This window comes from Marinomonas gallaica (assembly GCF_049821165.1).
GTDB classification, from domain to species: Bacteria; Pseudomonadota; Gammaproteobacteria; order Pseudomonadales; family Marinomonadaceae; genus Marinomonas; species Marinomonas gallaica.
In genome coordinates, this window is the sequence record NZ_CP187511.1 from 1,445,625 (window position 1) to 1,470,193 (window position 24,569).

21 protein-coding genes and 1 riboswitch are annotated in these 24,569 nt (G+C 45.5%); of the genes, 15 read left to right on the forward strand and 6 right to left on the reverse strand.

Features of this window, described 5'->3' with window-relative positions; genetic code table 11:
* Window positions 1–75 precede the first annotated feature (75 nt).
* The 4 genes from ACPUEK_RS06710 to ACPUEK_RS06725 all read left to right on the forward strand — a co-directional run bounded on the left by ACPUEK_RS06710 (window position 76) and on the right by ACPUEK_RS06725 (window position 5,419).
* Entirely contained in the window at window positions 76–729 is a 654-nt protein-coding gene (locus ACPUEK_RS06710) for a TetR/AcrR family transcriptional regulator (RefSeq protein WP_425642746.1), read from the forward strand.
* Window positions 726–1,346 carry a LysE family translocator gene (locus ACPUEK_RS06715; protein WP_067217362.1) on the forward strand — a complete coding sequence of 207 codons (621 nt, stop codon included), beginning with the start codon at window positions 726–728 and terminating at the stop codon, window positions 1,344–1,346. Before ACPUEK_RS06710 ends, ACPUEK_RS06715 begins: the two co-directional genes overlap by 4 nt.
* 138 nt (window positions 1,347–1,484) lie before the next feature.
* A complete protein-coding gene (gene lon / locus ACPUEK_RS06720; protein ID WP_067030908.1) occupies window positions 1,485–3,917 on the forward strand; it encodes an endopeptidase La in 2,433 nt (810 codons plus the stop codon).
* Window positions 3,918–4,036: 119 nt separating this feature from the next.
* Entirely contained in the window at window positions 4,037–5,419 is a 1,383-nt protein-coding gene (locus tag ACPUEK_RS06725) for an MATE family efflux transporter (RefSeq protein WP_425642747.1), read from the forward strand.
* A 4-nt stretch (window positions 5,420–5,423) separates the two neighbouring features.
* On the opposite strand, the gene ACPUEK_RS06730 is transcribed toward ACPUEK_RS06725, so the two are convergent.
* A complete protein-coding gene (locus ACPUEK_RS06730) occupies window positions 5,424–6,182 on the reverse strand; it encodes a TlyA family RNA methyltransferase (RefSeq protein ID WP_425642748.1) in 759 nt (252 codons plus the stop codon).
* A gap of 106 nt (window positions 6,183–6,288) precedes the next feature.
* Between ACPUEK_RS06730 and ACPUEK_RS06735 the strand changes: the two genes are divergently transcribed.
* The 4 genes from ACPUEK_RS06735 (at window position 6,289) to ACPUEK_RS06750 (ending at window position 10,676) form a co-directional block, all read left to right on the forward strand.
* The gene (locus ACPUEK_RS06735) at window positions 6,289–7,134 is read left to right on the forward strand and encodes a sulfurtransferase (protein ID WP_067217369.1); all 846 of its coding nucleotides are present in this window, start codon (window positions 6,289–6,291) and stop codon (window positions 7,132–7,134) included.
* Window positions 7,135–7,201: 67 nt separating this feature from the next.
* The gene (locus tag ACPUEK_RS06740; protein WP_425642749.1) at window positions 7,202–8,371 is read left to right on the forward strand and encodes a nucleotide sugar dehydrogenase; all 1,170 of its coding nucleotides are present in this window, start codon (window positions 7,202–7,204) and stop codon (window positions 8,369–8,371) included.
* A 194-nt stretch (window positions 8,372–8,565) separates the two neighbouring features.
* Window positions 8,566–9,582, forward strand: coding sequence for a glycosyltransferase family 9 protein (locus ACPUEK_RS06745; RefSeq protein WP_425642750.1), 1,017 nt, complete (start codon window positions 8,566–8,568; stop codon window positions 9,580–9,582).
* Window positions 9,583–9,587: 5 nt separating this feature from the next.
* Window positions 9,588–10,676: a glycosyltransferase family 4 protein gene (locus ACPUEK_RS06750; protein WP_425642751.1), complete on the forward strand. Its 1,089-nt coding sequence runs from the start codon at window positions 9,588–9,590 to the stop codon at window positions 10,674–10,676.
* Here ACPUEK_RS06750 and ACPUEK_RS06755 read toward each other — a convergent pair.
* The 4 genes from ACPUEK_RS06755 to ACPUEK_RS06770 are packed head-to-tail and all read right to left on the reverse strand — an operon-like array spanning window position 10,673 to window position 14,603.
* Window positions 10,673–11,470, reverse strand: a complete 798-nt coding sequence (locus ACPUEK_RS06755; protein WP_425642752.1) for a glycosyltransferase family 2 protein — start codon at window positions 11,468–11,470, stop codon at window positions 10,673–10,675. The genes ACPUEK_RS06750 and ACPUEK_RS06755 overlap by 4 nt on opposite strands.
* Before the next feature lie 11 nt (window positions 11,471–11,481).
* Complete coding sequence (waaF, locus tag ACPUEK_RS06760) at window positions 11,482–12,492, reverse strand: lipopolysaccharide heptosyltransferase II (protein ID WP_067217383.1); 1,011 nt, start codon at window positions 12,490–12,492, stop codon at window positions 11,482–11,484.
* Entirely contained in the window at window positions 12,485–13,432 is a 948-nt protein-coding gene (rfaD, locus tag ACPUEK_RS06765) for an ADP-glyceromanno-heptose 6-epimerase (protein ID WP_425642753.1), read from the reverse strand. Before rfaD ends, waaF begins: the two co-directional genes overlap by 8 nt.
* 19 nt (window positions 13,433–13,451) lie before the next feature.
* Window positions 13,452–14,603 carry an AGE family epimerase/isomerase gene (locus ACPUEK_RS06770; protein WP_425642754.1) on the reverse strand — a complete coding sequence of 384 codons (1,152 nt, stop codon included), beginning with the start codon at window positions 14,601–14,603 and terminating at the stop codon, window positions 13,452–13,454.
* Window positions 14,604–14,667: 64 nt separating this feature from the next.
* Between ACPUEK_RS06770 and hldE the strand changes: the two genes are divergently transcribed.
* From hldE to ACPUEK_RS06805, 7 genes are all read left to right on the forward strand, one after another.
* A complete protein-coding gene (gene hldE, locus ACPUEK_RS06775; protein ID WP_425642755.1) occupies window positions 14,668–16,095 on the forward strand; it encodes a bifunctional D-glycero-beta-D-manno-heptose-7-phosphate kinase/D-glycero-beta-D-manno-heptose 1-phosphate adenylyltransferase HldE in 1,428 nt (475 codons plus the stop codon).
* Window positions 16,095–17,861 carry a lipid A export permease/ATP-binding protein MsbA gene (gene msbA, locus ACPUEK_RS06780; RefSeq protein ID WP_425642756.1) on the forward strand — a complete coding sequence of 589 codons (1,767 nt, stop codon included), beginning with the start codon at window positions 16,095–16,097 and terminating at the stop codon, window positions 17,859–17,861. The genes hldE and msbA overlap by 1 nt, the downstream gene beginning before the upstream one ends.
* A gap of 4 nt (window positions 17,862–17,865) precedes the next feature.
* Complete coding sequence (locus tag ACPUEK_RS06785) at window positions 17,866–19,098, forward strand: 3-deoxy-D-manno-octulosonic acid transferase (protein WP_425642757.1); 1,233 nt, start codon at window positions 17,866–17,868, stop codon at window positions 19,096–19,098.
* Window positions 19,099–19,119: 21 nt separating this feature from the next.
* Window positions 19,120–19,226, forward strand: a riboswitch (TPP riboswitch).
* Between the two features lie 46 nt (window positions 19,227–19,272).
* The gene (gene thiB / locus ACPUEK_RS06790; RefSeq protein WP_425642758.1) at window positions 19,273–20,265 is read left to right on the forward strand and encodes a thiamine ABC transporter substrate binding subunit; all 993 of its coding nucleotides are present in this window, start codon (window positions 19,273–19,275) and stop codon (window positions 20,263–20,265) included.
* A 3-nt stretch (window positions 20,266–20,268) separates the two neighbouring features.
* Entirely contained in the window at window positions 20,269–21,849 is a 1,581-nt protein-coding gene (thiP, locus tag ACPUEK_RS06795; protein ID WP_425642759.1) for a thiamine/thiamine pyrophosphate ABC transporter permease, read from the forward strand.
* The gene (locus tag ACPUEK_RS06800; RefSeq protein ID WP_417504539.1) at window positions 21,836–22,525 is read left to right on the forward strand and encodes an ATP-binding cassette domain-containing protein; all 690 of its coding nucleotides are present in this window, start codon (window positions 21,836–21,838) and stop codon (window positions 22,523–22,525) included. Before thiP ends, ACPUEK_RS06800 begins: the two co-directional genes overlap by 14 nt.
* An 85-nt stretch (window positions 22,526–22,610) precedes the next feature.
* Window positions 22,611–23,474, forward strand: coding sequence for a DMT family transporter (locus ACPUEK_RS06805; RefSeq protein ID WP_067030863.1), 864 nt, complete (start codon window positions 22,611–22,613; stop codon window positions 23,472–23,474).
* Here the strand turns inward: ACPUEK_RS06805 and ACPUEK_RS06810 are convergent.
* Window positions 23,455–24,366 carry a DMT family transporter gene (locus tag ACPUEK_RS06810; RefSeq protein ID WP_425642760.1) on the reverse strand — a complete coding sequence of 304 codons (912 nt, stop codon included), beginning with the start codon at window positions 24,364–24,366 and terminating at the stop codon, window positions 23,455–23,457. The two genes, ACPUEK_RS06805 and ACPUEK_RS06810, sit on opposite strands and share 20 nt — an antisense overlap.
* Between the last annotated feature and the right edge of the window lie 203 nt (window positions 24,367–24,569).

Below are 24,569 nucleotides of genomic sequence, written 5' to 3' on the forward strand. Positions count from 1 at the left end.
TTAATGTTAACTCCCAACGTTTGCCCCTATAATTCGCCTATCCCCTAAATCTTTTAGAATGCTATTGAGGCGACTATGTCTGATTCCTCCAAACGCCCAAAAAATCAGCTGAAAAGCCATATTCGTGCGCAAAACCAAGAATTAATTCTCTGTACTGCCGAACGAGTTTTCGCTCGACAAGGGTTGGCTAAAACGACTACCCAGATGATTGCTGATGAAGCGGGTTTGCCGAAAGCGAATATTCACTATTATTATCGATCTAAAAAAGATCTATTAGAGGCGGTTTTAGAACGTATTTTGCAGCTATGGCTAGACTCAGTAAGCCAGTTTAATGTTGAGTTAGGGCCATGTCATAATTTGACGCGCTACATCAGCGAGAAATTAGAGCAATCACGGTTGAATCCTAATGCGTCAAAAGTATTTGCAATGGCCCTGATTGGCGAAGAGCCGTTCGTGCTTGATTACTTACGTCGTTATTTCGTAGAAGAGCTGCAAAAAGAAAAGTCGACCATTAATACATGGGTTGAACAAGGTTTGATGAAGCCTGTTTCTGTTGAGCATCTGTTTATTAATATTTGGGCCATGACGCAAACGTATGCAGACTTCGATGCGCAGGTAAAAATCTTATTGCAGAAAGAAACACTTGAAGAGGAAGATTTTATGCAAGCAAAGCAGTTTGTCACTCGAATGGTGTTGTTAAGTTGCGGTATTGAGGAGGCAAGAACATGAGTCTTGAAAGTGCACTGACATTTTTTATTGCGATTTTCATTTTTAGCATCACTCCAGGCCCAGGAGTATTTGCCATTCTAGCGAAGAGTTTGACTCACGGGGTTGTTAAAACGTTACCGTTATCTGCAGGTATGGCCTGTGGTGATATTCTTTATTTAGTGTTGGCTTGTTTTGGTTTGGCGGCAATCGCGCAGCAGTGGGAAGTTGTATTTACTGCGATTCGTTATATTGGTGCGGCTTATTTGCTATTTTTGGGATGGAAAATGTGGACGGCACCAATTGAGATAGGGGCTTCGGAGACGCAAGAAAGCTCTCGTAAACAAGGTTGGGGCGCTGCGCTGCAAGGTTTCTTGATCTCATCCTCTAACCCTAAAGTGGTGCTGTTCTACATTGCCTTTTTACCGACCTTTATGGATGTTACGCTGCTTAATAGCCAAGATATTTTGCTGGCTTCAGGTTTGGCATTTGTAGCACTCATGTTAGGTTTGACGATGATTTCATTTGGTGCCTCGCAAGCGCGTCGTTTGATGAAATCTGCTCACGCTGTAAAACGTTTGAACCGTGGCGCAGGTGGCCTAATGGCAGGGGCGGGTGCATTTTTAGCATTACGAGGCTAGTCCAAAAACGCTTGCAAAGATAAAGGATGAATTGCGTAGCTGACATTCTTGGATTGTAATTTTTCTAAACGTCACTACATAAGTTTTATTGTTCCTAGAATGACTCGAAAGAGTCAATTCCTATAGAGATAGAAACTTATGAGTGACGACGAAAAGTATTTTGACCCATCAGAAAGTAATCTTGTTGAAAACGATGAAGTGTCCATCAGTGATCCTCGCGCACTCGCGTTACCAGATGATGTCCTTCCTGAAATTTTATATATCTTACCGGTATCGAGCCGCCCCTTTTTTCCGGCTCAAGTACAACCTGTCATGGTCGACGCTGAACCTTGGGAAGAAACCCTTGAGTACATCGCAGATCAACCACAAGCTGTCGTTGGCTTAATTTATGCGGAGCGTCAAGCTGAAGGCGCGCCTAAAGTGGAAACCTTTTCCGAGATAGGCTGTGTTGCCAAGACGCATCGTGCTGAAAAAACGAACGACAAGATTACCTTCTTAGCGCAAGGTTTAAAGCGTATTGAAGTGGTGGAGTGGCTTAGTACTGAAGCACCTTATCGCGCTAGAGTGCGTTACATCAGTGATTCTAAAGTGCGTGATGATCAATCTAAGGCTTATTCGATTGCCATTCTAGATGCGATCAAAGAATTGATTCGTTTAAATCCTCTTTTCAGTGAAGATCTACGCCAGTATCTAGGTCGTTTCTCATTTAACGAGCCTGGGCTACTAGCTGACTTTGCCGCGTCTATTACTTCCGCTGAGCCGCAAGAGTTGTACGATGTATTGGCAACGTTACCGATCTTGCCGCGTTTAAATACCTCACTAACGTTACTTCGAAAAGAACTCGAAATTGCGCGCCTGCAAAATGAAATCAGTGCTGAAGTGAATGACAAAATCAGCAAGCATCAACGTGAGTTTTTCTTAAAAGAACAGCTTAAAGTGATTCAGAAAGAGCTTGGTATTTCCAAGGATGATCGTACGTCAGACGTGGAGATGTTTGAAGAGCGCTTGGCTGATAAAACGGTTCCTGATGCGGCGAAGAAGAAAATCGACGAAGAATTGCATAAGTTGAGCATTTTGGAATCGGGCTCCCCAGAATACGGTGTTACCCGAAACTACCTTGATTGGGCAACGTCTATTCCTTGGGGCGTACATTCAGAGGATAATTTAGACATAAACAAAGCGCGTGAGGTACTTGAAGAGCATCATGCCGGATTAGGCGATGTAAAAGACCGCATTATTGAGTTTTTAGCCTTGGGCGCTCATCGCCAAGAAATGGGCGGCTCAATTATGTTGCTCGTTGGTCCGCCGGGTGTTGGTAAAACCTCGATTGGTAAATCCATTGCGGAGTCACTCAACCGTGAATTCTACCGTTTTAGTTTGGGTGGTATGCGCGACGAGTCTGAAATTAAAGGCCATCGCCGAACGTATATCGGTGCATTACCTGGTAAGTTTGTTCAAGCGCTGAAAGACGTTCAAGTCGAAAACCCTGTCATCATGCTGGATGAGATTGACAAAATCGGTTCGTCTTTCCATGGTGACCCTGCGTCAGCGTTGCTGGAGGCACTTGATCCTGAACAAAATGTCGAGTTCTTAGATCACTATCTTGATATGCGCGTGGATTTGTCAAAAACATTGTTTGTGTGTACGGCAAACCAGCTGGATACCATTCCAGCTCCCCTGTTGGACCGAATGGACGTGATTCGTTTGTCTGGCTACATTGGTGAAGAGAAACTGGCGATCGCCAAACAGCACCTGTGGCCGAAGCTCTTGAAGCGAAATAAGCTGCTTAAGAAACAACTCAACATCACGGATGCGGCATTGAAATACATCATTGAATCCTATGCACGTGAAGCGGGCGTACGTGGGTTAGATAAGCTCTTGCAAAAGATTCTACGTAAAAGTGTGGTTCAGCTGATGACAGGTGAAAAAGACAGTATCAGTGTAGGTGTTAAAGATGTAGAAACGTTCCTCGGAATGCCGTATTTCCGTAATGAGAAAACATTACGCGGTGTTGGTGTGGTGACGGGATTAGCATGGACGTCTATGGGAGGCGCGACGCTCCCTGTTGAAGCCAATAAAGTGCACGACTTAAGCCGAGGCCTAAAACTGACGGGTAAGCTTGGCGATGTGATGAAAGAGTCGGCTGAAATTGCTTACTCTTATGTATTGTCCCACACCAAGAGCTATCAGAAGAATGCAGAATTCTTTGATAAATGTATGGTGCATTTACATGTACCGGAAGGGGCGACGCCTAAAGATGGGCCTAGTGCGGGGATTACCATGGCAACGGCATTGATGTCTCTTGCCAAAGGAGAGCCTATCCAGAGACCGCTTGCTATGACAGGTGAGTTAACGCTTACTGGCCAAGTTCTTCCTGTCGGAGGCATTCGCGAGAAACTTATTGCGGCAAAACGCAGCAAAATCACCGAAGTGATTCTACCGGAAGCCAACCGTCGTGATTTCGAAGAGTTACCCGATTCGGTGAAAGAGAATATGACGGTGCATTTCGCTGAGCGCTTTGCCGACGTTGAAAAAATTGTCTTCGCTAAGTCTGACCGTGGTATTCACTAAAAACTCCACATTCCAACGTTCTATCACCTTGTAAAAGGTGCGACAATAGCAAGGCCGAGCGAGACTTCGTTCGGCCTTTTTTCTATCTGCGCGTCGCGCTTATTTGTTCGAGGGTATTCATGCCGAAACAGGCAAAACTGACTCAAGGCTCTACCTTGAAACATGTCTCCATCATGTCGTTTACAGGCGCGTTAGGTTTGATGGCGATGTTTATGGTGGACTTAGTCGACATGCTGTTTCTGTCGATGCTTGACGAACGTGAAGCCGTGGCAGCGGTAGGTTTTGCCAGTACCATCATGTTCTTTACGGTGTCCATCAGCATTGCCATAGCCGTTGCTGCGACTGCACTGGTTGCTAAGGCGATTGGTGAGGGTGACTATCAACTAGCGAAGCGTCGCGCCACTAATGTCCTCGGAATGGGCATTATTTTTTCCAGTATGGTCGTATGGTTCCTTTGGCCAAGAATTCCCGATTTATTGGTATTTCTTGGGGCTAACTTTCGTACCCTAGATTTAGCCACCAGCTACCTTCAGATACTGTTATTAGGTATGCCTGCCGTTATGGTTGGCATGATCGCTTCAGGTATTATGCGAGCGCTGGGTGATGCCCGGCGAGCGATGTACGCTACGTTGATATGCAGTGTTGTAAACGCTGTGTTAGATCCCATTCTGATTTTTGTTTTTGGCCTAGGTGTTGATGGCGCCGCAATCGCTTCTTTATTGGCGCGTTTTTCCATGGTGGCAGTGAGCTACTATGGTGTCGTGACTGTGCATAAAATGCTGGGTCAATTTGATTTACTTGAGAGTGTTAAAGACTTAAAACCCATTGCCAAGATTGCTGTGCCAGCGATGCTGACCAACATGTCGTCACCGTTAGCAAACGCCATTGTTATGGGCTACGCTGCTCAGTTCGGAGATCATGCAGTGGCAGGAATTGCGATTGTTGGTCGTATTGTCCCCGTGGTATTTGGCGGCTTATTTGCGCTATCAGGTGCAGTTGGACCTATTTTAGCGCAAAACTATGGTGCTGGTTATTTTCAGCGGATGCATAATGCCGTGAGTAGTGCCGTGGTTTATGCCTTTATCTACTGTCTTGTATTATGTTCTATACTTTATATATCACAAGATTTTCTGATTAATATTTTTCATGCTACGGGTGAAACGGCTAGTGTTATCCGTTTTTTTGCAACCTATGGATCATTCAGTTTTTTCTTCCAAAGTCTGCTTTTTATCGCGATTGCCGTGTTTAATAACTTAGGTCGACCACTTAGTAGCACATTATTGAATTTTGGCCGAGCCATCCTCGGAACTTGGCCTTTGATCATTATATTTGGCTGGTTGATGGGGGCTGAGGGCATTATTCTGGGGCAGGCGATGAGCTCTGTTATTTTTGGTTGTGTCGGCTTCGTTATGGCTCGCCGTTATCTTAATAAACTGGAGCAGAAAGACGCACTTCGTAAACCAGAAGTAACGTCTACTCCATTGTATTCAAGTAACCCATAATTCCTTAGTGGCGTCGAGCGAATAGCACAAACTCTTGATTGCCATCACCGCCTTTAATGACACTTTTCTCATAGCCGAGGGTGTCAAAACCAAGTTGTTCGATTAGGACTTTCATGTCTTTTTCAAGTCGCTGTACTAGGTGCTGGTCTTTGACAATGCCACCTTTGCCTATCGCGTCTTTGCCTAACTCAAACTGCGGTTTGACCAGTGTGATTAAATAGCCACCTGGGCGTATTAGTGCAGGCAGTTGTGGCAAAATTTTTGTCTGCGAAATGAACGACACGTCCATGACGGCGGCGTCAAACCCCGATTCAGGAAAATGCTCTCCCAAATCTGTTAGCGTTAGGTTTCGGGCATTGAGGCCCTCCAAACAAATCACATCTGTTCGATTGCGCAGGCGAGCATCTAACTGGTCATGACCGACTTCAACGCCGACTACTTTACTGGCTCCGTGCTGCAGAGCACAGTCTGTAAAGCCTCCCGTAGATTGCCCAACATCCAATACAGTGAACCCATCCAAGCTTAATTTTGAGCTAGACAGTGCACCTGCAAGCTTGAGCGCGCCACGTGATACGTAGCGGTCTTCTTCGTCGAGCTCCAGCTTTATATCGATGTCTTCAGTAACTTTTAAGCTAGGCTTGGCAACGGTTTGCCATTGACCTTTATCGTGTATCAAGACTTTTCCTTGGCTGATAAAAGTTTGTGCCTGAGAACGTGATTTACAAAGCTGTTTTTCGGTGAGTAGTTGGTCAATTCGTTTCATTGTCATATTTTCTAAAGTCCATGCGCAAGCATCATAGCAAACGCACGCTAATCGCAGTAGGCTATTGTTTTTAGTTCCTTTAAAAAGCCGATTTAAGAGGTGTTCTATGGCTCTGCCAACGATGATTTCAGCCACACAACTACAGGCCATGATAGATCAGCCTGATTTAGTCATTCTGGATAGCCGCTTTTACCTGACCGATCATGATAAGGGACGTGAGTTGTACGAAGTCGGGCATATTCCCAGTGCGCTATTTGTCGACTTGCATCACCAACTCGCGGGGCCGGAAACAGCATTAAGCGGACGACACCCATTACCAAGTCCTGAGACGTTTAGTACTACGTTGTCTCAGCTGGGAATTGGACCAAATACCCAAGTGATTGTCTACGATGATATGGGCGGAGCGATCGCATCTCGTGCTTGGTGGATGTTGGTGCAACAGGGCATTGAAGTGCGTGTTCTTGATGGTGGTTTGCCAGCATGGCAAGCGGCTGGTTTCATGATCGAGGCAGGAGTTAATGAAGCAACTAAAAGTGATCAGCGTGTAGAGGTTAGCTACCCATGGTTGGTATCAGAGGACGATGTCGCAGCTAATTTCGAAGCAGATCGTTTTCAATTATTGGATGCTCGTGCCGAGGATCGTTTTCAAGGCGAAAATGAAACGATGGACCCAGTAGCGGGCCATATACCAGGTGCCATGAACCGCCCGTTTAGCCGTAATCTTAATGAAAAAGGCGAAATGAAAACTCCGAGCCTGTTACTGGAGGAATGGACTCGACTGCTTGAGCATGTTGAGCAACCGATCGTTTATTATTGCGGCTCAGGTGTCACCGCTTGCCACAACGTCTTAGCCATGAACTATGCCGGACTGGAAGCTAAGCATGTTTATGTTGGTTCGTGGAGCCAATGGGCTAAGCGCATGCTCAAACAACTAAATGCCTTAAACGCTTAGACCGTCACAGGGTTGTTATCTTTCTCCCGCACACTACGCAAAAGAGTTCACTGGTTGAGGACAGTAAATGAAAATTGCAGTAGTGGGAACAGGGTACGTAGGTATCTCAAATGCTTTATTGTTGGCGAAGCATAATGAAGTGGTTGCATTGGATGTTATTCGTGAAAAAGTTGAATTATTAAATCAAGGCACCTCACCCATTCAAGATAATGAAGTGGAGAGCTATTTAGCGAATGAAACGCTAAACTTTAGAGCGACATTAGATCCTATAGAGGCTTATGAAGGCGCTGAGTTCGTTATCATTGCAACGCCGACGGACTATGATCCGGAAACAAACTACTTTAATACTGAGCACGTCGAGTCAGTGATTAAAGACGTTGTCCGTTTTAACCCTAATGCCACTATGGTGATTAAGTCGACAACGCCGGTAGGCTTTACGCGCGAAGCTCGAGAGAGATTTAAGACATCAAATTTAATCTTTTCTCCCGAGTTTTTACGCGAGGGAAAAGCATTGTACGATAACTTACACCCATCACGTATTATTGTGGGGGAGCGTTCTGAGCGTGCTGAATTCTTTGCAAATTTACTGGCTCAAGGTGCAGAGAAGCAAGACATTGATATTCTTCTTACAGGCTCGACGGAAGCGGAAGCGATTAAGCTTTTTGCGAATACGTATCTGGCTATGCGCGTAGCGTATTTTAATGAACTGGATTCTTATGCTTCTATGTACGGCTTGGATACGCGTCAGATTATTGAAGGTGTGTGTTTAGACCCTCGTATCGGCAGTCATTACAATAATCCATCCTTTGGATATGGCGGCTACTGTTTACCTAAGGACACTAAACAATTATTAGCTAACTACGATCAAGTGCCGAATAACTTAATTCGAGCCATTGTCGATGCCAACGTCACACGTAAAGACTTCATTGCAAATGAAGTGATCAAGCGCCAGCCAAAGGTGGTCGGAATCTATCGTCTGGTCATGAAGTCTGGCTCCGATAATTTTCGTGCGTCAGCTATTCAGGGAGTAATGAAGCGAATTAAGGCAAAAGGCATTGAGGTGATTGTTTATGAGCCGGTGATGCAAGAGAGTAGCTTTTTTAATTCGCGTATCGTGAATGACTTGGCTCGTTTTAAACATGAAGCCGATGTGATCATTGCCAATCGAGTCACTGATAACCTTGATGATGTATTAGATAAAGTCTTTACTCGTGACTTATTTGGTGTGGACGCCTAGACATTGTGGGTAAATTTTCCCAATTCAGCATGTGTGAGATGAGTTTAAATTAGCTAAATTACTCTACTTGCGACAGAAATAGCTTTAGAATTACAAGCTATTTCTGATCGTTCGCCCAATCAATTTCGCACTTTTAATATGAGCGAGTCTTGGCGACGGCAAGGTCTTCAATGTTAGCGGTTGTGGTTTTTTTGATGAAAATATTAGTGGTTCGGAATGATAAAATTGGGGACTTTGTACTTGCATTGCCCGCCTTCAAAGCAATCAAGGAAGCGTTTCCTCAGGCCACTGTTACCGCGCTTGTTCCTTCCTACACAAAAGAAATAGCTGAGGCATGTGAATGGATTGATGACGTACTTATTGATCCGAAAGACAATGAAGCCAAAAGTGACTTTGCTCAAACCATCAGTACGTTACATTTTGACGCAGCACTTTGTCTTTTTTCCAATGCTTATAACGCGACCTTGCTACGTAAAGCTCGCATCCCTGTTCGTGTTGCACCTGCGACCAAATGGGTACAATTCTTATATACTCATACGTTACGTCAGCGTCGTTCAAAGTCTGAAAAAGCGGAATTCCAATATAACCTCGATCTTGCTTATTATTTTATTGACGTCCTGAAAGGTTCATCTAGGGTGATTGAACCTCATCGTTTACTTGAATTCTCTCAAGTTGAGCTTGAGCAACAAAAAGCTAAATTGATGCAAATAGGCATCCAGTTTGATCGAAAAACTTGCTTTGTTCACCCAGTTACTGGCGGGTCATCGAACACGTTATCTCAAACCGAATGGCAGTCACTTATTTGTTTTTTAGACGATATAGACCGTTTTCATTTTGTAGTCACAGCAGGACCTGGTGAGGGAGAGGTGTCCAAGGCATTAGTCGATAGTCTCATCGGCAAAGTGGCCTCAATTACTCTTTATGACAAAAACGACGGTGTAAAAGATTTTATGCGGTCGATAGCGGTAGCAGATTTATTCATTGCAGGCTCTACAGGGCCACTGCATATCGCCGGTGCCTTAGACGTACCGACCATTGGTTTTTACCCCAAAAAACGTTCCTCTACGCCACTGAGATGGCAGACCTTGAATAGTGCTGGGCGTTGGTTGCCCTTTATGCCTAATGAAGAGCAAGACGACCTGTCTCAGTTGATTGTGAAAGATCGATTCTCGGATATTCAAAACTGGTATACACAGCAAATAGGGAAATAGTAGACGTGAATGTTCTTCATATGTGTTTGTCCTATGGTTTTGGTGGGCTTGAAATGTATCCATTGCGTGTGGGTAAGCAAATGAAGCAGGTCGGCCACAAGGTTTATGGTATTGCGTTAGCTCAATCTTCCATTGATGAAGCAATGTCAGGGGAGTTTGATGACTGTTTGGCAATTTCCAGCCGAGGGCATGGATATCGCAATCTTTTTTCATTGGCTAAATGGATCAAGCAACACAATATTCAATATGTGCACTGTCATAAATCGTCAGACCTATTTTTAGCTGTATTACTAAAGAAACTGTGTGGTTTCAAGTTGATTTATACAGACCACATGGGTGTTAAGAAGCCTAAAAAAGACATTTTTCATCGTTTTATTTATCGTAATGTTGATCAGCTGTTGTCGATCAGTAACTTTACATTAGCGTTTAATAAAAAGGCCTTGCCGATTGCTGATGCCCGGATTCAAGCGCTTTGGCTTGGCACATCGATACCAGAACGTATCCAAGCGGGTGTCGATTTAAAGTCACAACTAAAGCTTTGTGATGATGTATCTGTTGTAGGCATTGTCGGCCGTTTATCGCCAGGTAAAGGGCATTTAGAGCTCATCAAAGCGATGGCAAAGCTGGAAGAGGAACGCTTTCATTTAGTTATTATTGGTGGTTTAAACGCTAAACAGGGTGGCGACGATGGGTATATTGACAAGCTGAAGCAGTACGTTAGTGAGCATAAGCTAGACAAACGCATCACTTTTTACGGCTTTACTCCAGAGCCTGAAACGTTACTACCCTCTATTGATGTGGTGGTTATTCCTTCGCATTTGGAAGCGTTTGGCTTAACGGTGATCGAATCGATGGCCCAAGGGAAAGCTATTATTGGTTCAAATGCAGGCGCTATCCCAGAAATCTTAGAAAACACGGGGATATTGGTCGATCCATTTGACTCAGACGCCTTAGCAAAGGCCGTAACAGAGCTCTGTGAAAACACTTCGAAAAGGCAGTCACTTGCCCTGTCTGCAAGAGATAGGGCAAAACAACACTTCGATCAAGACGTACATGTTAGCAAGTTGCTTAAAATCTATCAGGCGCTTGATTAAACGTGATCCTTAGGTTTATTGGGCTGTGAACGCACCCAAAGATCAGCATATTTAACAAAAGTAGAGTGAGCTGACAGAATGGCAAGCAAAAAGCCTTGTTTGCCATCTAGGAAACCGCGTTTGAGTAAATACATTTTCACGAAGCAAGCAAAAGCATGCAGACTGGCAGAGCTTAACGAGGTCGTTTTTCCTCGTTTTTGTTTTTGGTCTGCGGACAGCTTTGCGTATGAGGCGGACTTTACTAGGTAATGATGCAAGTTTTCATAGGTGTAATGTGTCATATCCCCTTTAAGATTTTCAGTTACGACGCCGTCTTTAAGCAAGACTTTTTCGTGAACTAAGTTATCCGAGTAGTTGCCTTCTGCTACGCGATAGAGTCGTGTGACACGATCAGGGTACCAGCCTGAATGAGTGATGAAACGTCCAAAGACCCAGCTTTTACGATTCACGTTATACGCTGTGTTGCTGGTTCCTTGTTCAAGGGCTGTCAAAATGCTTTGTTTTAACTCTGGCGTGACGATTTCATCCGCATCAATCCAAAAGACATAATCAGTGGTAATGTATTCTTGTGCAGCTTGGCGTTGCTTGCCAAAGCCTTCCCAGTTGTCTTTTACATAAAAATGGCGTGTATAGCTCAGTGCAATATCTTGTGTTTTGTCACTACTGCCTGAATCTAAAATGACGATTTCATCTGCCCAATCGGCTAAGCTGTTTAAGCAACTGGCTAGATTTTTCTCTTCATTTTTAACGATGAGCGCTGCTGTAACCGTTGCTCGCTTTGAATTACTGGTCATAAATACGCGTCCTAGCAGGCTTGTTCAATGGACTGGATAATTTGCTTAGGCTCCAGCTGCTTCAAGCAATTGGTATGACCAAGTGGGCAAGTGCGTTTAAAACAGGGTGCGCAGTCCAAATGTAAGTTGTGAATTACCTTGTTGTCTGTGAGCGGCGGTGTAAAGAGCTCACTGGTGGAGCCATAAATACCGTGTACTCGAGTGCCAACCGCTGCTGCAACGTGCATCAGTCCAGAATCATTGCTGACCGCTTCTTTGGCGGCGGCCAATAAATCAATGGCGTCAACGAGCTTGGTTTTGCCGCAAAGATTATGAGCGTGTTGTCCAAGACCTTTAATGATGGCTTGCGCATCTTCAATATCTTTCGGACCTCCAAGCACCCATATTTGATGGCCTGACTTTATCAACGTTTCTGCAAGATCATGGAAGTGAGCAATAGGCCATTGTTTCGCGGGACCGTATTCAGCCCCTGCCATCATGGCAATGGCGGGTCGTTGGGTGTCTAATCCTAGCGTTTTATAGAGTGCTGCTTGGTTTTTTGTATTGATGGATAACACGGGGTTTGGCAATGACTCTGGTGGGTAGGCATTTTTCTTAGCGACCCCAAGGGAAGTGAAGCGCTTCACTGTCTGGTTAAGTACTTTCTTATTTAACTTGCGACGTTCAGTCAGCAGGACAAAGCGCTGCTCGCCATGATAGCCAACCCGCTTTGGGATCTTTGCAAAGAAGGGAACTAATGCAGACTTCCATGAGCGGGGCAGCACGATGGCTTCATCGTACTGCTCGTTACGAAGTGATTTCCCCAATTTTCTACGAGTGCTAATACCCCATTCGCCATGCCCTGTTTTTAGGGTGATCGCTTGGCGCACCTCTTCCATACGCTCTAGAATAGGGCTTGACCAAGCGGGGCCGATGACATCAATGATGGCGTCCACATCTTGCTCTTTAATTTTTTTAAAGAGGCTCTGCGCCATGACCATGTCGCCGACCCAAGAAGGGCCTACAATGAGATATTTAGCCACGTTGGTCTAGCCACATCATGTAATCTTTCACGCCTTGAGCAAGACCGCGGAACGAACCATTGTATCCAGCCTCGCGCAGCTTAGTGATGTCAGCTTGCGTGAAGCTTTGGTAAACGCCTTTTAAGTGTTCAGGAAACGGAATAAATTCAATTTCCCCTTTGCCATAATGTCCAATAACAGTCTCAGCAATGGTTTTGAAAGGTTCTGCATTGCCCGTGCCGAGGTTGAAAATGCCTGATTTTTCAGGGTTATCCAAGAACCAAAGTTTCGTGTTTACCAAGTCTTCTACATAGATAAAGTCACGACTTTGGCCGCCGGCTTCATAGCCATCGTAGGCACCAAACAGTTTAGGGTTTTCGTCAGCCAGTACTTGATTTCTTAGGTGGAAGGCAACGCTTGCCATGTTGCCTTTATGGTTTTCACGCGGACCATAGACATTAAAATAGCGGAAGCCAACAATTTGGGATGTGGCTTTTGGAGAGATCTCACGTACATATTGATCGAACTGGAATTTAGAGAATGCGTACATGTTTAATGGCTGTTCATGTTCTCGCGATTCTTGGAATACAGGGCCTGGGCCATATACTGAAGCCGATGACGCATAAGAAAATGGCACTTTATGATCCAGGCACCATTTCAAAACCGCTTTTGAATATTGGTAATTGACGTCCATTACATACTTACCATTCCATTCAGTGGTCGCAGAGCATGCGCCTTCATGGAAGACCGCTGTCGCTTGGATGTTCAGGGCATCTTTTTTGATTAGATCTAGGAAGTCGTACATGTCCATGTAGTCTGCAATGTCTAAATCGGACAAATTAAGGCACTTCTTGCCATCCGTTAGATCATCAACCAGCAAAATGTCACGAATGCCACGGTCGTTTAACGCTTTAATTATATTGCTGCCGATGAAGCCGGCGCCGCCAGTTACAATGTACATAGTCCGTATCCTGTCATGCTTATGAATCCTGCCATTTTAGCACTTCTGCTAGGCCAAGAAATATGTGATAACCCGTTGTACCCGGGAGAGGAAAGCCTTTGCTGCGATTTTGAGCATCTAGATATTCAATCCAGCGACCATTATCAAGGAAGTATTGTTCTTGAATAAACGCTAAGGCTGTCTCTATACGTGCAAAGCGCTCATCTGATGACATAGGTATTACACAGCAAGCTTTAAGATATTCGGTAATTGGCCAGATGCGTTTTTCGGCATCGACTGTTTCACCAGTATTGCCATCAAAACTGTTAATGATGCCGCCATTACTTGGTTGGCCAAATTGAATGGCTGATTGCCACAGCCGATTTGCTAAATCTAAATCCTGTTGGCGATTGGTGATGTTATGCGTTTGGTGCAGTAGCCATGCCCATTCGAAATGGTGTCCTGGTTCTACCAAGTGCCCCGTTTCATCATCTAGTGTTAGATCGGCCTTAAAAAATTCTCGCAAGGTGTGTGTGTGTGGCTCGACAAAATGCTGATGTGCCAGTTCACAGATCTGTTCTATATGTGTGATGTACTTTGCTTGCTTGGTTGCATGATACGCCGCAACAAAGCCTTCCAGTAAATGCATATGTGGATTCTGACGGCGAGTAATATGCGTTTCAATAGGATACGCTTCGTAAAACCCGCCATTGGGGTGGCGCATATTTTGTTCTAAAAACTGCTCGGTTAGCTCGATGTATTGCAGTGCCGTTTGGTCGCCTGTTAGCTGGTAGTAATGGCTGAAAGCTAGCATTACAAAAGCGAGCGCATAGGCATCACTTTTTTGGTCGAGGGTATTTAACTCGTCATCACGAGAGAAAATCCACCGACCATCAATAAAGTATTGCTCGACAGTAAACGTAAATAAGGATCGGATTTGTGCTTCAAAACCGTTAAGGTAGCCCAGTTCTGATGCGTGACTGAGTGTGTAAAGTTGACGACATTGGGTCAATAGCCGAATGCGCCCAACTGGATTATGTTCCCAGTTAAGCGCTAGACTTTCGTAACTGTAACCCTGAGGAGTAAAACCGTAGTTTACCCAGTTTGGGATCAGACCTTGAAAGACGTGGTCTGCACAGCTTTGTATGCGTTTGTGCAAGGTTTTAGGCATTTCCATGTTGATCAATTTCACATGAGTCCAAATTGAAAGGCGGTTATGATAAGATGTTTGCCCTCAAAAATCGATGAAAAGCGCCATGATATCCTCACATTTAAACTTTAAGAATAAACATATCCTTGTCGTTGGTGACGTTATGCTAGATCGCTATTGGCATGGTGGCACTTCACGTATTTCTCCTGAAGCTCCGGTACAGGTTGTCAAAGTTTCAAGCGTTGAAGACCGTCCTGGTGGTGCTGCAAACGTTGCATTAGGTCTCGCGAAGCTAGGCGTTCGCGTTTCTCTAGTCGGTGTAGTGGGACAGGATGAGAATGCGACGGCTTTAGAGAATGCTCTGACTCAGTCTGGTGTTGAGTGTCATTTTGTCACAACAGACAGTTTACCGACGATCACCAAACTGCGTGTTATCAGTCGCCATCAACAATTGATTCGCTTAGATTTTGAAGAACGTGAAGACACGTTAAGCCAAAACCAAGCGGTAGCCGATAAAGTCGCTGCTTTATTGCCTGATGCAAACGCAGTTATTTACTCTGATTATGCCAAAGGCTGTTTAGCCGACGTGAGCACCTTGATTGGTCTGTCGAACGAAGCGGGCGTTCCGAGTTTTGTTGATCCGAAAGGTGACGACTTCTCTATTTACCAAGGGGCCACGCTAGTTAAGCCTAATATGGTTGAGTTTGAGGCAATCGTTGGCAAATGTGCCGATCTTAAAGAGATCGAGCAAAAGGGACTTGAGCTTCGTGAACGCTTCGGTTGGCAATCTCTGTTAGTGACACGCGGTGAAGATGGCTTAGTCTTGCTTGAAGAGGGCAAAAACTCATTTTCCCTAGCAACCGCTGCGAAAGAAGTCTTTGATGTCACCGGCGCAGGTGACACGGTCGTTGCGGTGTTAACCGCTATTTATACGACGAGCAAACGCTTTTCCGACGCGGTCGATTACGCAAACCAAGCAGCTGGCTATGTGGTAGGAAAGCTGGGTACCGCCTCAATAGATGCCGATACGCTAGAAGCGATCATGTTTGCGCGGTCTCATTCGACCAATTTTGGTGTGCTGTCACCTGAATCTCTGCAAGAGCAAATTAAACTGGCTCAGTTAAATGGTGAGAAAATCGTATTTACCAATGGTTGCTTCGATATATTGCATCCGGGCCATGTGGCCTATATGAAGCAAGCTAAAGCATTAGGCGACCGTTTAGTCGTAGCCGTAAATACAGATGCCTCGGTCAAACGTCTTAAAGGGGAGAAGCGTCCTGTGAACGATTTAACACATCGTATGGCCGTGCTCGAAGGCGTTGGCTCGATCGATTGGGTCACATGGTTTGATGAAGATACACCATTAGAAATTATTCAGACGTTAACACCTGATGTGTTGGTAAAAGGTGGTGATTACACGATTGAATCCATCGTGGGTGCCGAACATGTGTTAGAACATGGCGGAGAAGTGAAAGTACTTTCTTTTGTTGACGGATATTCTACGACTTCGATTATTGAAAAGGCGAATAATTAATGACGTCACCTGATCAGCAAACTCCAGAGCCTCAGTCTGGCGTTAAGATCTATTTGCGTCTATTGGGGTACGTTAAATCTCAATGGCCCATTTTTTTAGTCAGTGTCATGGGCTACATGCTCTATGGCGCGATGGAACCTGCTCTGGCTGCACAGTTAAAATACATTGTTGATGTAGTCTCTTCAGGCTCAATAGAGGAAAACCGGTTTATAATACCTGCTTCTATTTTGGCGATATTCCTGTTGCGTGGTATCGGTACCTTTTTTGGTAGTTACTTCATGGCGAAAATTGCCAACAAAGTCGTCTATGACTTACGTACCACCATGTTTGATAAACTGGTTTTGCTACCGACGAGCTACTACAGCGAAATGCCCTCAGGGCGCTTACTGTCTAAATTGACCTATGACACCGAACAGGTGATTGGCGCGGTGACTTCAGCCGTTAAAACACTGCTACGCGAAGGCTTAACCGTCGTTGGTTTATTGAGTTATATGCTTTACACCAACTGGCGTCTATCGCTACTGTTTATATTGATTATTCCCATCATAGGCTTTGTGGTTTCTTATGCATCAAAGCGTTTTCGTAAGCTTAGTAAACACATTCAGAATGCCATGGGTGGCGTATCAGATGTCGCTTCTGAGTCAATTAAGGGGCATGAAGTCGTTAAAATTTTTGGCGGTTTTGAGTATGAGCGGGATCGTTTTCGCCAAGCGGCTGGTGATAACAAGCGTTCTCAGCTCAAAATGGAGCTTACGAAAGCGCTGAATATTCCGGTTGTACAATTTCTGGTAGCGATTTCGTTAGCCTTATTGATATGGCTAGCGTTAGATCCAAGTCTTAGTCAGAACATGTCAGCTGGTGATTTTGTTGCTTTTATTGGCGCTGCCGGTATGCTCAGCAAACCGGCGCGCCAGCTAACCGATGTAAACAGTATTTTGCAAAAGGGTATTGCAGCAGCGCAAAGCATTTTCGAGTTCATTGATATGACCGAAGAGGTGGACGCAGGTAAGCAAGAACTATCCAACGCAAAAGGGTCGGTTGAGTGGCGCAACTTAAGTTTCAAATACCCAAGCAGTGATCGTTTGACGTTGGAAAATATCAATTTACTGTTGCCAGCCGGAAAAACATTGGCCTTGGTAGGGCGATCGGGTGGTGGTAAGTCAACGTTAGCGAACTTAGTGCCGCGTTTGTACGATGTGGAAGGCGGAGAGTTGTTATTAGACGGGCAAGATAGCCGTGAATACTCCCTTAAAAGTTTACGTAGCCAAATTGCTTTAGTGAATCAAAATGTCGTGTTATTTAATGGTTCAATTCGTGACAATATAGCCTATGGCTATCTGCGCGATGCTCAAGATGAAGATGTCATTAACGCTGCAAAAGCCGCCAATGCGTGGGAGTTTATTCAGGGCTTCGAGCACGGTTTAGACACCATGGTCGGTGAGAATGGTGTATTGATGTCGGGTGGCCAACGTCAACGTATCGCCATTGCGCGAGCTATTTTGAAAAACGCCCCAATCTTGATTTTAGACGAAGCAACTTCAGCATTGGATTCAGAGTCCGAACGTGCTATCCAGCAAGCCTTAGATAGCTTAATGAAGAATCGTACAACCATCGCCATTGCTCACCGATTATCAACCATAGAAAACGCCGATATAATAGCGGTGGTGGATCACGGTCAAATTATTGAGGTTGGCTCCCACAAAGAATTGATTGAGCAAGGCGGTGCGTACGCCAAATTGCATCAAAATCAGTTCAACGAAGAATAAGCGTATGTGGCTGTACCGTTTCTTATTGGTTGTTGCAACGCCTTTTATTGCACGACGTATCTGGCGCTTCCATAAACGCTATGACAATTACCGCGTTGCGGAAGCGCTCGGTAAATGGGGGCCAATGAAAGCCGATCTTTGGTTGCATTGTGCGTCGGTCGGTGAGGTCTTGGCAGCCAAAACCTTAATTACGCAATGGCTAACCCAGCACCCCAATAAAACGTTATTGGTAACAACCGTAACGCCTACTGGTGAAGCGCAAGTACAAAAGTGGTTTGCTGGACGCGTCCAGCATCGCTACTTACCTCTAGACCATACGGTATGCGTACAGCGCGCCTTGAAGCAACTGACCTGCCCGCAATTGGCAATCATAGAAACGGAACTTTGGCCAAACCTATTAAAAGCGGCAAAAGCCAAGGGCATGACGATTCAAGTTATCAATGCTCGCCTCAGTGAACGTTCCGCTAAGCGTTACGAGAAGTTTGGATTTTTCTCTAGGCCTTTAATGGCGTTGCCTGATCGTTTCTTAGCCCACGCGGCAACCGATGCTGAACGTTTTAAAGCGCTTGGTGCAACAGATGTCTCCGTAGTGGGCAATATCAAATTTGATATCTCCCCTACAGAAGACAGTGAGGTACCCGTTTGGCGTCAAGCCATTGCACCGAAGAATGAATTTGTTTGGATTGCCGCCAGCACCCATGAAGGGGAAGATCTACAATTTTTAGCAGCGCATCAAGCCCTTTTACAGCAAGTCCCCGATGCTAAGTTAATCCTTGTGCCACGTCACCCTGAGCGCTTTGAAGCAGTTTATAAACTCAGTCAACAGCAAGGCTTTCAGACCGTTCGACGCTCGGATGATCCGCTGGATACTTGGGCTCAGGCAAACGTGCTGCTCGGTGATAGTATGGGCGAAATGATGCGCTACTTCGCTATCTCTGATGTGGTCTTTGTCGCGGGAAGCATGATCGAGCGGGGAGGGCACAACCCGATTGAACCGGCGATCTTATCCAAACCAGTGATCGTTGGTGCGCATACCTTTAACTTTGCCGACATTACTGAATCACTGATACACGATGGTGGCGCAGTGAGAGTTCGATCAGAGGGCGAATTGGTGGACCAACTGCTTTTACTGCAAGACCTCACGAAGCGACAAGCCATGGGGCAAAAAGCCCTTAGCAACGCTCGATCGAATCAAGGTGCTTTAGAGCGTGTTTTACAATACTTAGACATCTCTTAAGGGTCTGTTAGAATAGCGACGTTTTATCTCATGGGGTGTGGCGATGTAGCCACTGAGAAGCTTTTCCGGCTAACCCATTGAACCTGAACCAGATCATGCTGGCGTAGGAATTGAGATAGCAAGCCCTTCATACCTTGCCCATCCAGTTATACGCCGCTCATTTATGGAGCGACTATGTCTTTTAAATCTTTTGCGGTGACAGCGGCAGCGCTGTTGGCGTCGTCTATAGCAGCAGCGAATACGCTGAATGTGTATACCTACGATTCGTTTGCATCCGAATGGGGCCCAGGCCCTAAAATCAAAACCCGTTTTGAAGCGCAGTGCGACTGTGAAGTGAACTTCGTGGCGCTGGATTCATCGGTAGGTATTTTGTCGCGCGTCCAGTTAGAGGGCGAGGCCTCTGAGGCCGATGTGTTATTGGGGTTAGATCTTAATCTAATGCAGTCGGCAAAGCAGACCGATTTGTTAGCTAAGCATAATGTGGATACGACTGACGTACAGACACCTAATGGATGGAGTGATGAGTATTTTGTTCCGTTTGATCAAGGCTATTTTGCGTTTATCTATGACAGTGAGAAGCTTGAAACACCGCCCACATCGTTAAAAGACGTGGTTGAGAATCAAGACCTTAAAGTGATTTACCAAGACCCACGCACCAGTACACCAGGTTTAGGTTTGTTGCTCTGGATGAAGTCGGTGTACGGTGAGCAAGCGGCGGATGCTTGGGCGCAGTTGTCTGAGCACACGGTGACTGTGACCAAAGGTTGGTATGACGGTTACAGTTTATTTTTAAAAGGCGAGGCGGATGTTGTGCTGAGCTACACCACGTCACCCGCGTATCATATGGTGGCCGAAGGTGAGAATAAGTACAAAGCGGCCGAAGCCAGTGAGGGCTTTTACCCTCAAATTGAAGTGGCTGCAATGATGAACAGCGCACCAAACAAAGCACTGGCTGAAGAGTTTATGCAGTTTATTTTGGCGCCAGAGTTTCAGAGTGTCGTCGCGACGGGCAACTGGATGTATCCTGTGATGAACAATATCGAGCCATTACCTGAAGCTTTTTCAACGTTGCCTGAGGCAACAAAAGTGTTGACGTTACCTGCAGAACAAGTGGCTAAGCAGCGTCAAGCTTGGGTGAATGAATGGCTTGAGGCGACGACTCGCTAAGTTTTGATACTTTCCTCTCATTTACGTCCAGCTTGGCTGGGTGTAGCGCTGTATTTCATTGTCGCAATGGCCGCTTTTGTGGCCTTGCTCTCTTATGCGTCCCCAAGTGATTGGGGGCGTTTTATAGAGGATCCTTATATCTGGCGATTAGTAAGGTTCTCCTTTTTACAGGCGAGCCTCAGTGCTTTGCTCAGTATGGCGTTGGCGATTCCTGTAGCGTCGTGCCTGTATCATCGTCGTTTTGCTGGACGGCAAACTTTACTAAACCTGTTTGCTGTTTCGATGGTGGTGCCCACCATTGTTGCGATTCTTGGCATTGTTGTGGTCTATGGTCGTCATGGCTGGTTTACCAGTGTGTTTGGTTTTGCGTTCCCGCTGTATGGCCTGGGTGGGATCCTGCTCGCACATGTGTTTTTCAATATGCCTCTTGCCGTGCGGGTTATTTTACAGGCTTATGGATTGATACCGGATTCACAATGGCGCTTGGCAAGTCAGCTGGGGCTTTCACGCTGGCAGGCGTTTCATCTAATTGAGTGGAGCTATTTGAAAAAGACACTACCAGGGTTGTTTTTGCTGGTCTTTATGTTGTGTTTTTCAAGTTTTGCTGTGGTATTAAGCCTAGGCGGTGGACCACGCTCCAGTACGCTGGAAGTGGCCATTTACCAAGCACTTCGTTTTGAGTTTAATTTGAATAAAGCGAGCTATTTGTCTCTGCTGCAGGTGGCTATATGCAGTACGGTTGCTCTTGCTGTGTATAAGTTTGCTCCCGCTGTGCGTCAAGATGTGAGTGTGTACCAAGGTCAGCGTTTACCATTACGCTCAGGTGTGCTACCTAACGTTATTGATGGCTTGTCACTCAGTGTCGTTTTGTTGTGGGTGTTACCGCCTTTTATTGCCATATTATCGCCCATAGTGAGCCCGCTTTTCTGGCACACACTGCAGGCAAACGATTTATGGTGGTCGGTTTGGCATTCCGTGCGCATTGCTTTGCCTTCTGGGCTATTGGCGCTTGTTATTGGGCTTAGTATTGCTGCGTTAGCGCGCAGCGTACGCTGGCGTAGTAGAGGGGACTGGTTAGCGGATAAGTTAGAGCAATCGGGCAATTTGGTGTTGATGGTGCCGGGGCTCGTATTAGCAACAGGGTTGTTTCTGTTATTACGTCATCTTGGTATCAGTCTTCGGCATGCCTATTGGATTGTTGTGTGGGTGAATGCGGTTATGGCGCTACCGTTCGTACTTCGTGCCATCATGCCAACCCTGTATCAGCAAGAAAAACGTTATCGTCATCTTTATGAGCAGCTGCAAGTTTTTGGCTGGTCGCGTTTACGACTTGAGTGGCAGCAGATACGTACTGCTATGGCACAGGGGTTGGCTTATGCGGTGCTGTTAAGCTTAGGAGATCTGGGTGTGGTGGCATTATTCGGTTCAAAAGGGCTTGAGACATTACCTATGTATTTGTTCCAGTTGATTGGCTCGTATCGAGTGGAACAGGGTGGCTGTGTTGCCGTTGTGCTAATTTTGCTGTGTCTTGCATTATTTTATGGTATTACCCGTTTAGTGGGAGGGCGTCGTGCTGTCATTTGATATTCAATACCATTGGCAAGACTTTCAGGCCGATTATCAAGCTCAGTTGCCTGCTGGCATTACCAGTATTTTAGGGCCCAGTGGCGGTGGTAAGAGTACCTTGTTGTCTTTATTAGGTGGTTACTTATCTGGGCAAGGGATAATAGAGTTCTCAGGGGAAAAGCTGGATCATTTGGCTCCCTATGAGCGTCCTGTTTCGATGTTATTTCAAAGTGATAATTTGTTTCCGCAGTTAAATGTTTGGGATAATGTGGCTATTGGTATGTCGCCAACAAGGCGCTTAACAAATGAGCAAAATAGTAAACTAAAGTGGGCATTAGAGCAGACCCAGCTATTGGGTTTTGCGCAAAAATTTCCTGAGCAATTGTCGGGTGGCCAAGCGCAGCGTGTAGCGATTGCAAGGGTGTTGGTGCGTGACAAGCCAGTGCTGTTGTTAGATGAGCCGTTCAGTGCATTAGATCCCCGATTACGTGATGAAATGCTGCAGTTAGTGCGTTCACTGACGCATCAATTTAACTGGACGACGGTGATGGTGACGCACGCTCCAAACGATGCGAAAACGTTAGGTGGTCAAGTTATGCTAGTGGAGCATGGTCAGGTACAGGCATTGGTTGATGTGCAAGCGTTATCTGCACCAGAGTCAGGCTCGCTTTTTGCTCAGTATCTTGGTCTATAAGCACAGTGACTGACAGCAACGTTTGGTTATATGTGTTTGTACCCAGTTATTTCGATAAGTCGTTACATTATTAAGGACGCACTCGGTGAGTGATCTATATTTGGTTAAAAAGGGGATTTATGCCACCTTGGCGTATGCTCTGATTATGTCTGTAACGGCAGTGGCCGCAAAGCAGGTTCAGACGCAAATTGCCGTCCCTGTTTTAGTTTTCTGGCAGAGCTTGTTTTGTATTGTGATTCTGATTCCGCAAATGTGGGGGAAGTGGCAGCGTCGTCCGCTGCATATTGTTAAAGCGCACTTTCTGCGCAGTCTTGGTGGCTTTCTTGGGTTCTTATTTTATTACTGGGCTTTAAATCATATTCCGATAGTTGAAGCCTCATTGTTACGCTCTTGTGCGCCGTTATGTGTGCCTTTTGTCGTGCTGCTGATGCATCGAGTCTTTATTCCTAAGTCGCGCTGGTTGCCCCTCATTATTGGCTTTATTGGTGTGGCCTTGGTCATTAATCCGACCCCAGAGCACTTTAATCCATGGCATATTATCGGTTTGCTATCGGCGGTTGGCTTGGCGTTTTCTATGGTGACAACACGAGTATTGAGTTCCCATGTGTCTAGCCAAGAAACGATGATTGTGTATTTTGCGTTTTCTGCCTTATTGTCATTGCCTCTTGCGTTGGTCCAAGGCGAAAGTTTGGCGTTGCCGGCGGATACGTGGCTATGGGTATTGGTGGTCGCGGTGACGTTGTACGTTGGCATGCATTTATATACATTGGCCTATACCTATGCCCCGGCAAGTGTTGTGTCTCCAGTAAGTTACATTGGAATTGTGTTTGCCGGATTTTGGGGATGGGTAATTTGGGGGCATGTCCCAGATTGGCTGGCCATATCTGGGACGGTTCTGATTTTTATAAGTGTGCTATTAAGTGCGCGACTTAATCGCCAAAAGACTTAGTAAGAGCGTGTTTTTTGACACGTTGATTCAGTATCGTGGCAATGCCGATTCCTGAAAATATCAACATGATACCAATACCGTGAAAGCTCTGAATTGTTTCTTCGAGAAAGATGATTGAGAGAAAAATGCTGAATACCGGTAATAAATGTACAAAGTGGCCAGCGGTTGCAGCACCCAGTTGTTGGATGCCGACGTTCCAGCAGATAAAAGCGCCGATAGAGGCAAAGATGGCCATATATAGAATGGCTCCCCAGTTAGCGGTCGTGAGGGTGCTAATTTCGGTGTGTGAAAATAAAACATAGAGCGGGAATTGGATGCAGGTCCCCATTATGGCGGTGACAGCAAAGAAGCTTAAGAGATGCATGCCAGGACGTCGAATGAGTAATACGGAATAGACTGCCCAGCTCACTGCGGCTGTGATAATCCAAAGGTCTCCCTTAGAAACGGTCAAATGTAATAGGGTATCCATGCTGCCTCGGCTGACAATGACGATTGCGCCGATGGTTGAAATGATGATCCCTACATTTTGTAGCTGGCTAGTTTTACTGCCTAACAGTAAGCGCGCGGTAATCAATATCATCACAGGCATGATGGAATTAAGCAGCACCGCATTAGTCACGGTAGTAGACGTCAAACCAATGTACAAAAATAGGTTGTAATTACAGATGCCTAGAAAGGCAAAAAAGAGCAGCATAGGCCAATGTTTGATAACAAGTGGCCAGTCTTTACGGATCTTTGGCAAAGCAAAAGGCATAATGAGTAAACACGCAAAACCCCATCTAAAAAAAGAGATCGTATAGGGGTCAATACCGCCCGATACAGTAAGTCGACCTAATACATAATTACCAGACCAAAATAGAATAGGCAGCAGTAAATATACGAATGCTGGCATAGCGGATCCTTGCTTTGAAGAAGTTGAATCAGAGTGAGCTTCGGTCAACATAGCGAGTAAAAAGCATTCTGTCGAGCATCGCTCCCTTTTCTCATATCAGATAAAGGGACGGGTGCGAGCGACGCATTGCTTTTAAAAGGTTAAAAAATACTCGCATGGCCTTTTTATCTTGGCTGGGTGAGTATATAATGCGCATCCCCGTA

Coding starts and splice junctions, on each gene's coding strand:
- ACPUEK_RS06710 (WP_425642746.1), top strand. CDS start 76: ATGTCTGATTCCTCCAAACGCCCAAAAAATCAGCTGAAAAGCCATATT.
- ACPUEK_RS06715 (WP_067217362.1), top strand. CDS start 726: ATGAGTCTTGAAAGTGCACTGACATTTTTTATTGCGATTTTCATTTTT.
- lon (WP_067030908.1), top strand. CDS start 1,485: ATGAGTGACGACGAAAAGTATTTTGACCCATCAGAAAGTAATCTTGTT.
- ACPUEK_RS06725 (WP_425642747.1), top strand. CDS start 4,037: ATGCCGAAACAGGCAAAACTGACTCAAGGCTCTACCTTGAAACATGTC.
- ACPUEK_RS06730 (WP_425642748.1), bottom strand. CDS start 6,182: ATGAAACGAATTGACCAACTACTCACCGAAAAACAGCTTTGTAAATCA.
- ACPUEK_RS06735 (WP_067217369.1), top strand. CDS start 6,289: ATGGCTCTGCCAACGATGATTTCAGCCACACAACTACAGGCCATGATA.
- ACPUEK_RS06740 (WP_425642749.1), top strand. CDS start 7,202: ATGAAAATTGCAGTAGTGGGAACAGGGTACGTAGGTATCTCAAATGCT.
- ACPUEK_RS06745 (WP_425642750.1), top strand. CDS start 8,566: ATGAAAATATTAGTGGTTCGGAATGATAAAATTGGGGACTTTGTACTT.
- ACPUEK_RS06755 (WP_425642752.1), bottom strand. CDS start 11,470: ATGACCAGTAATTCAAAGCGAGCAACGGTTACAGCAGCGCTCATCGTT.
- rfaD (WP_425642753.1), bottom strand. CDS start 13,432: ATGTACATTGTAACTGGCGGCGCCGGCTTCATCGGCAGCAATATAATT.
- hldE (WP_425642755.1), top strand. CDS start 14,668: ATGATATCCTCACATTTAAACTTTAAGAATAAACATATCCTTGTCGTT.
- msbA (WP_425642756.1), top strand. CDS start 16,095: ATGACGTCACCTGATCAGCAAACTCCAGAGCCTCAGTCTGGCGTTAAG.
- ACPUEK_RS06785 (WP_425642757.1), top strand. CDS start 17,866: ATGTGGCTGTACCGTTTCTTATTGGTTGTTGCAACGCCTTTTATTGCA.
- thiB (WP_425642758.1), top strand. CDS start 19,273: ATGTCTTTTAAATCTTTTGCGGTGACAGCGGCAGCGCTGTTGGCGTCG.
- ACPUEK_RS06810 (WP_425642760.1), bottom strand. CDS start 24,366: ATGCCAGCATTCGTATATTTACTGCTGCCTATTCTATTTTGGTCTGGT.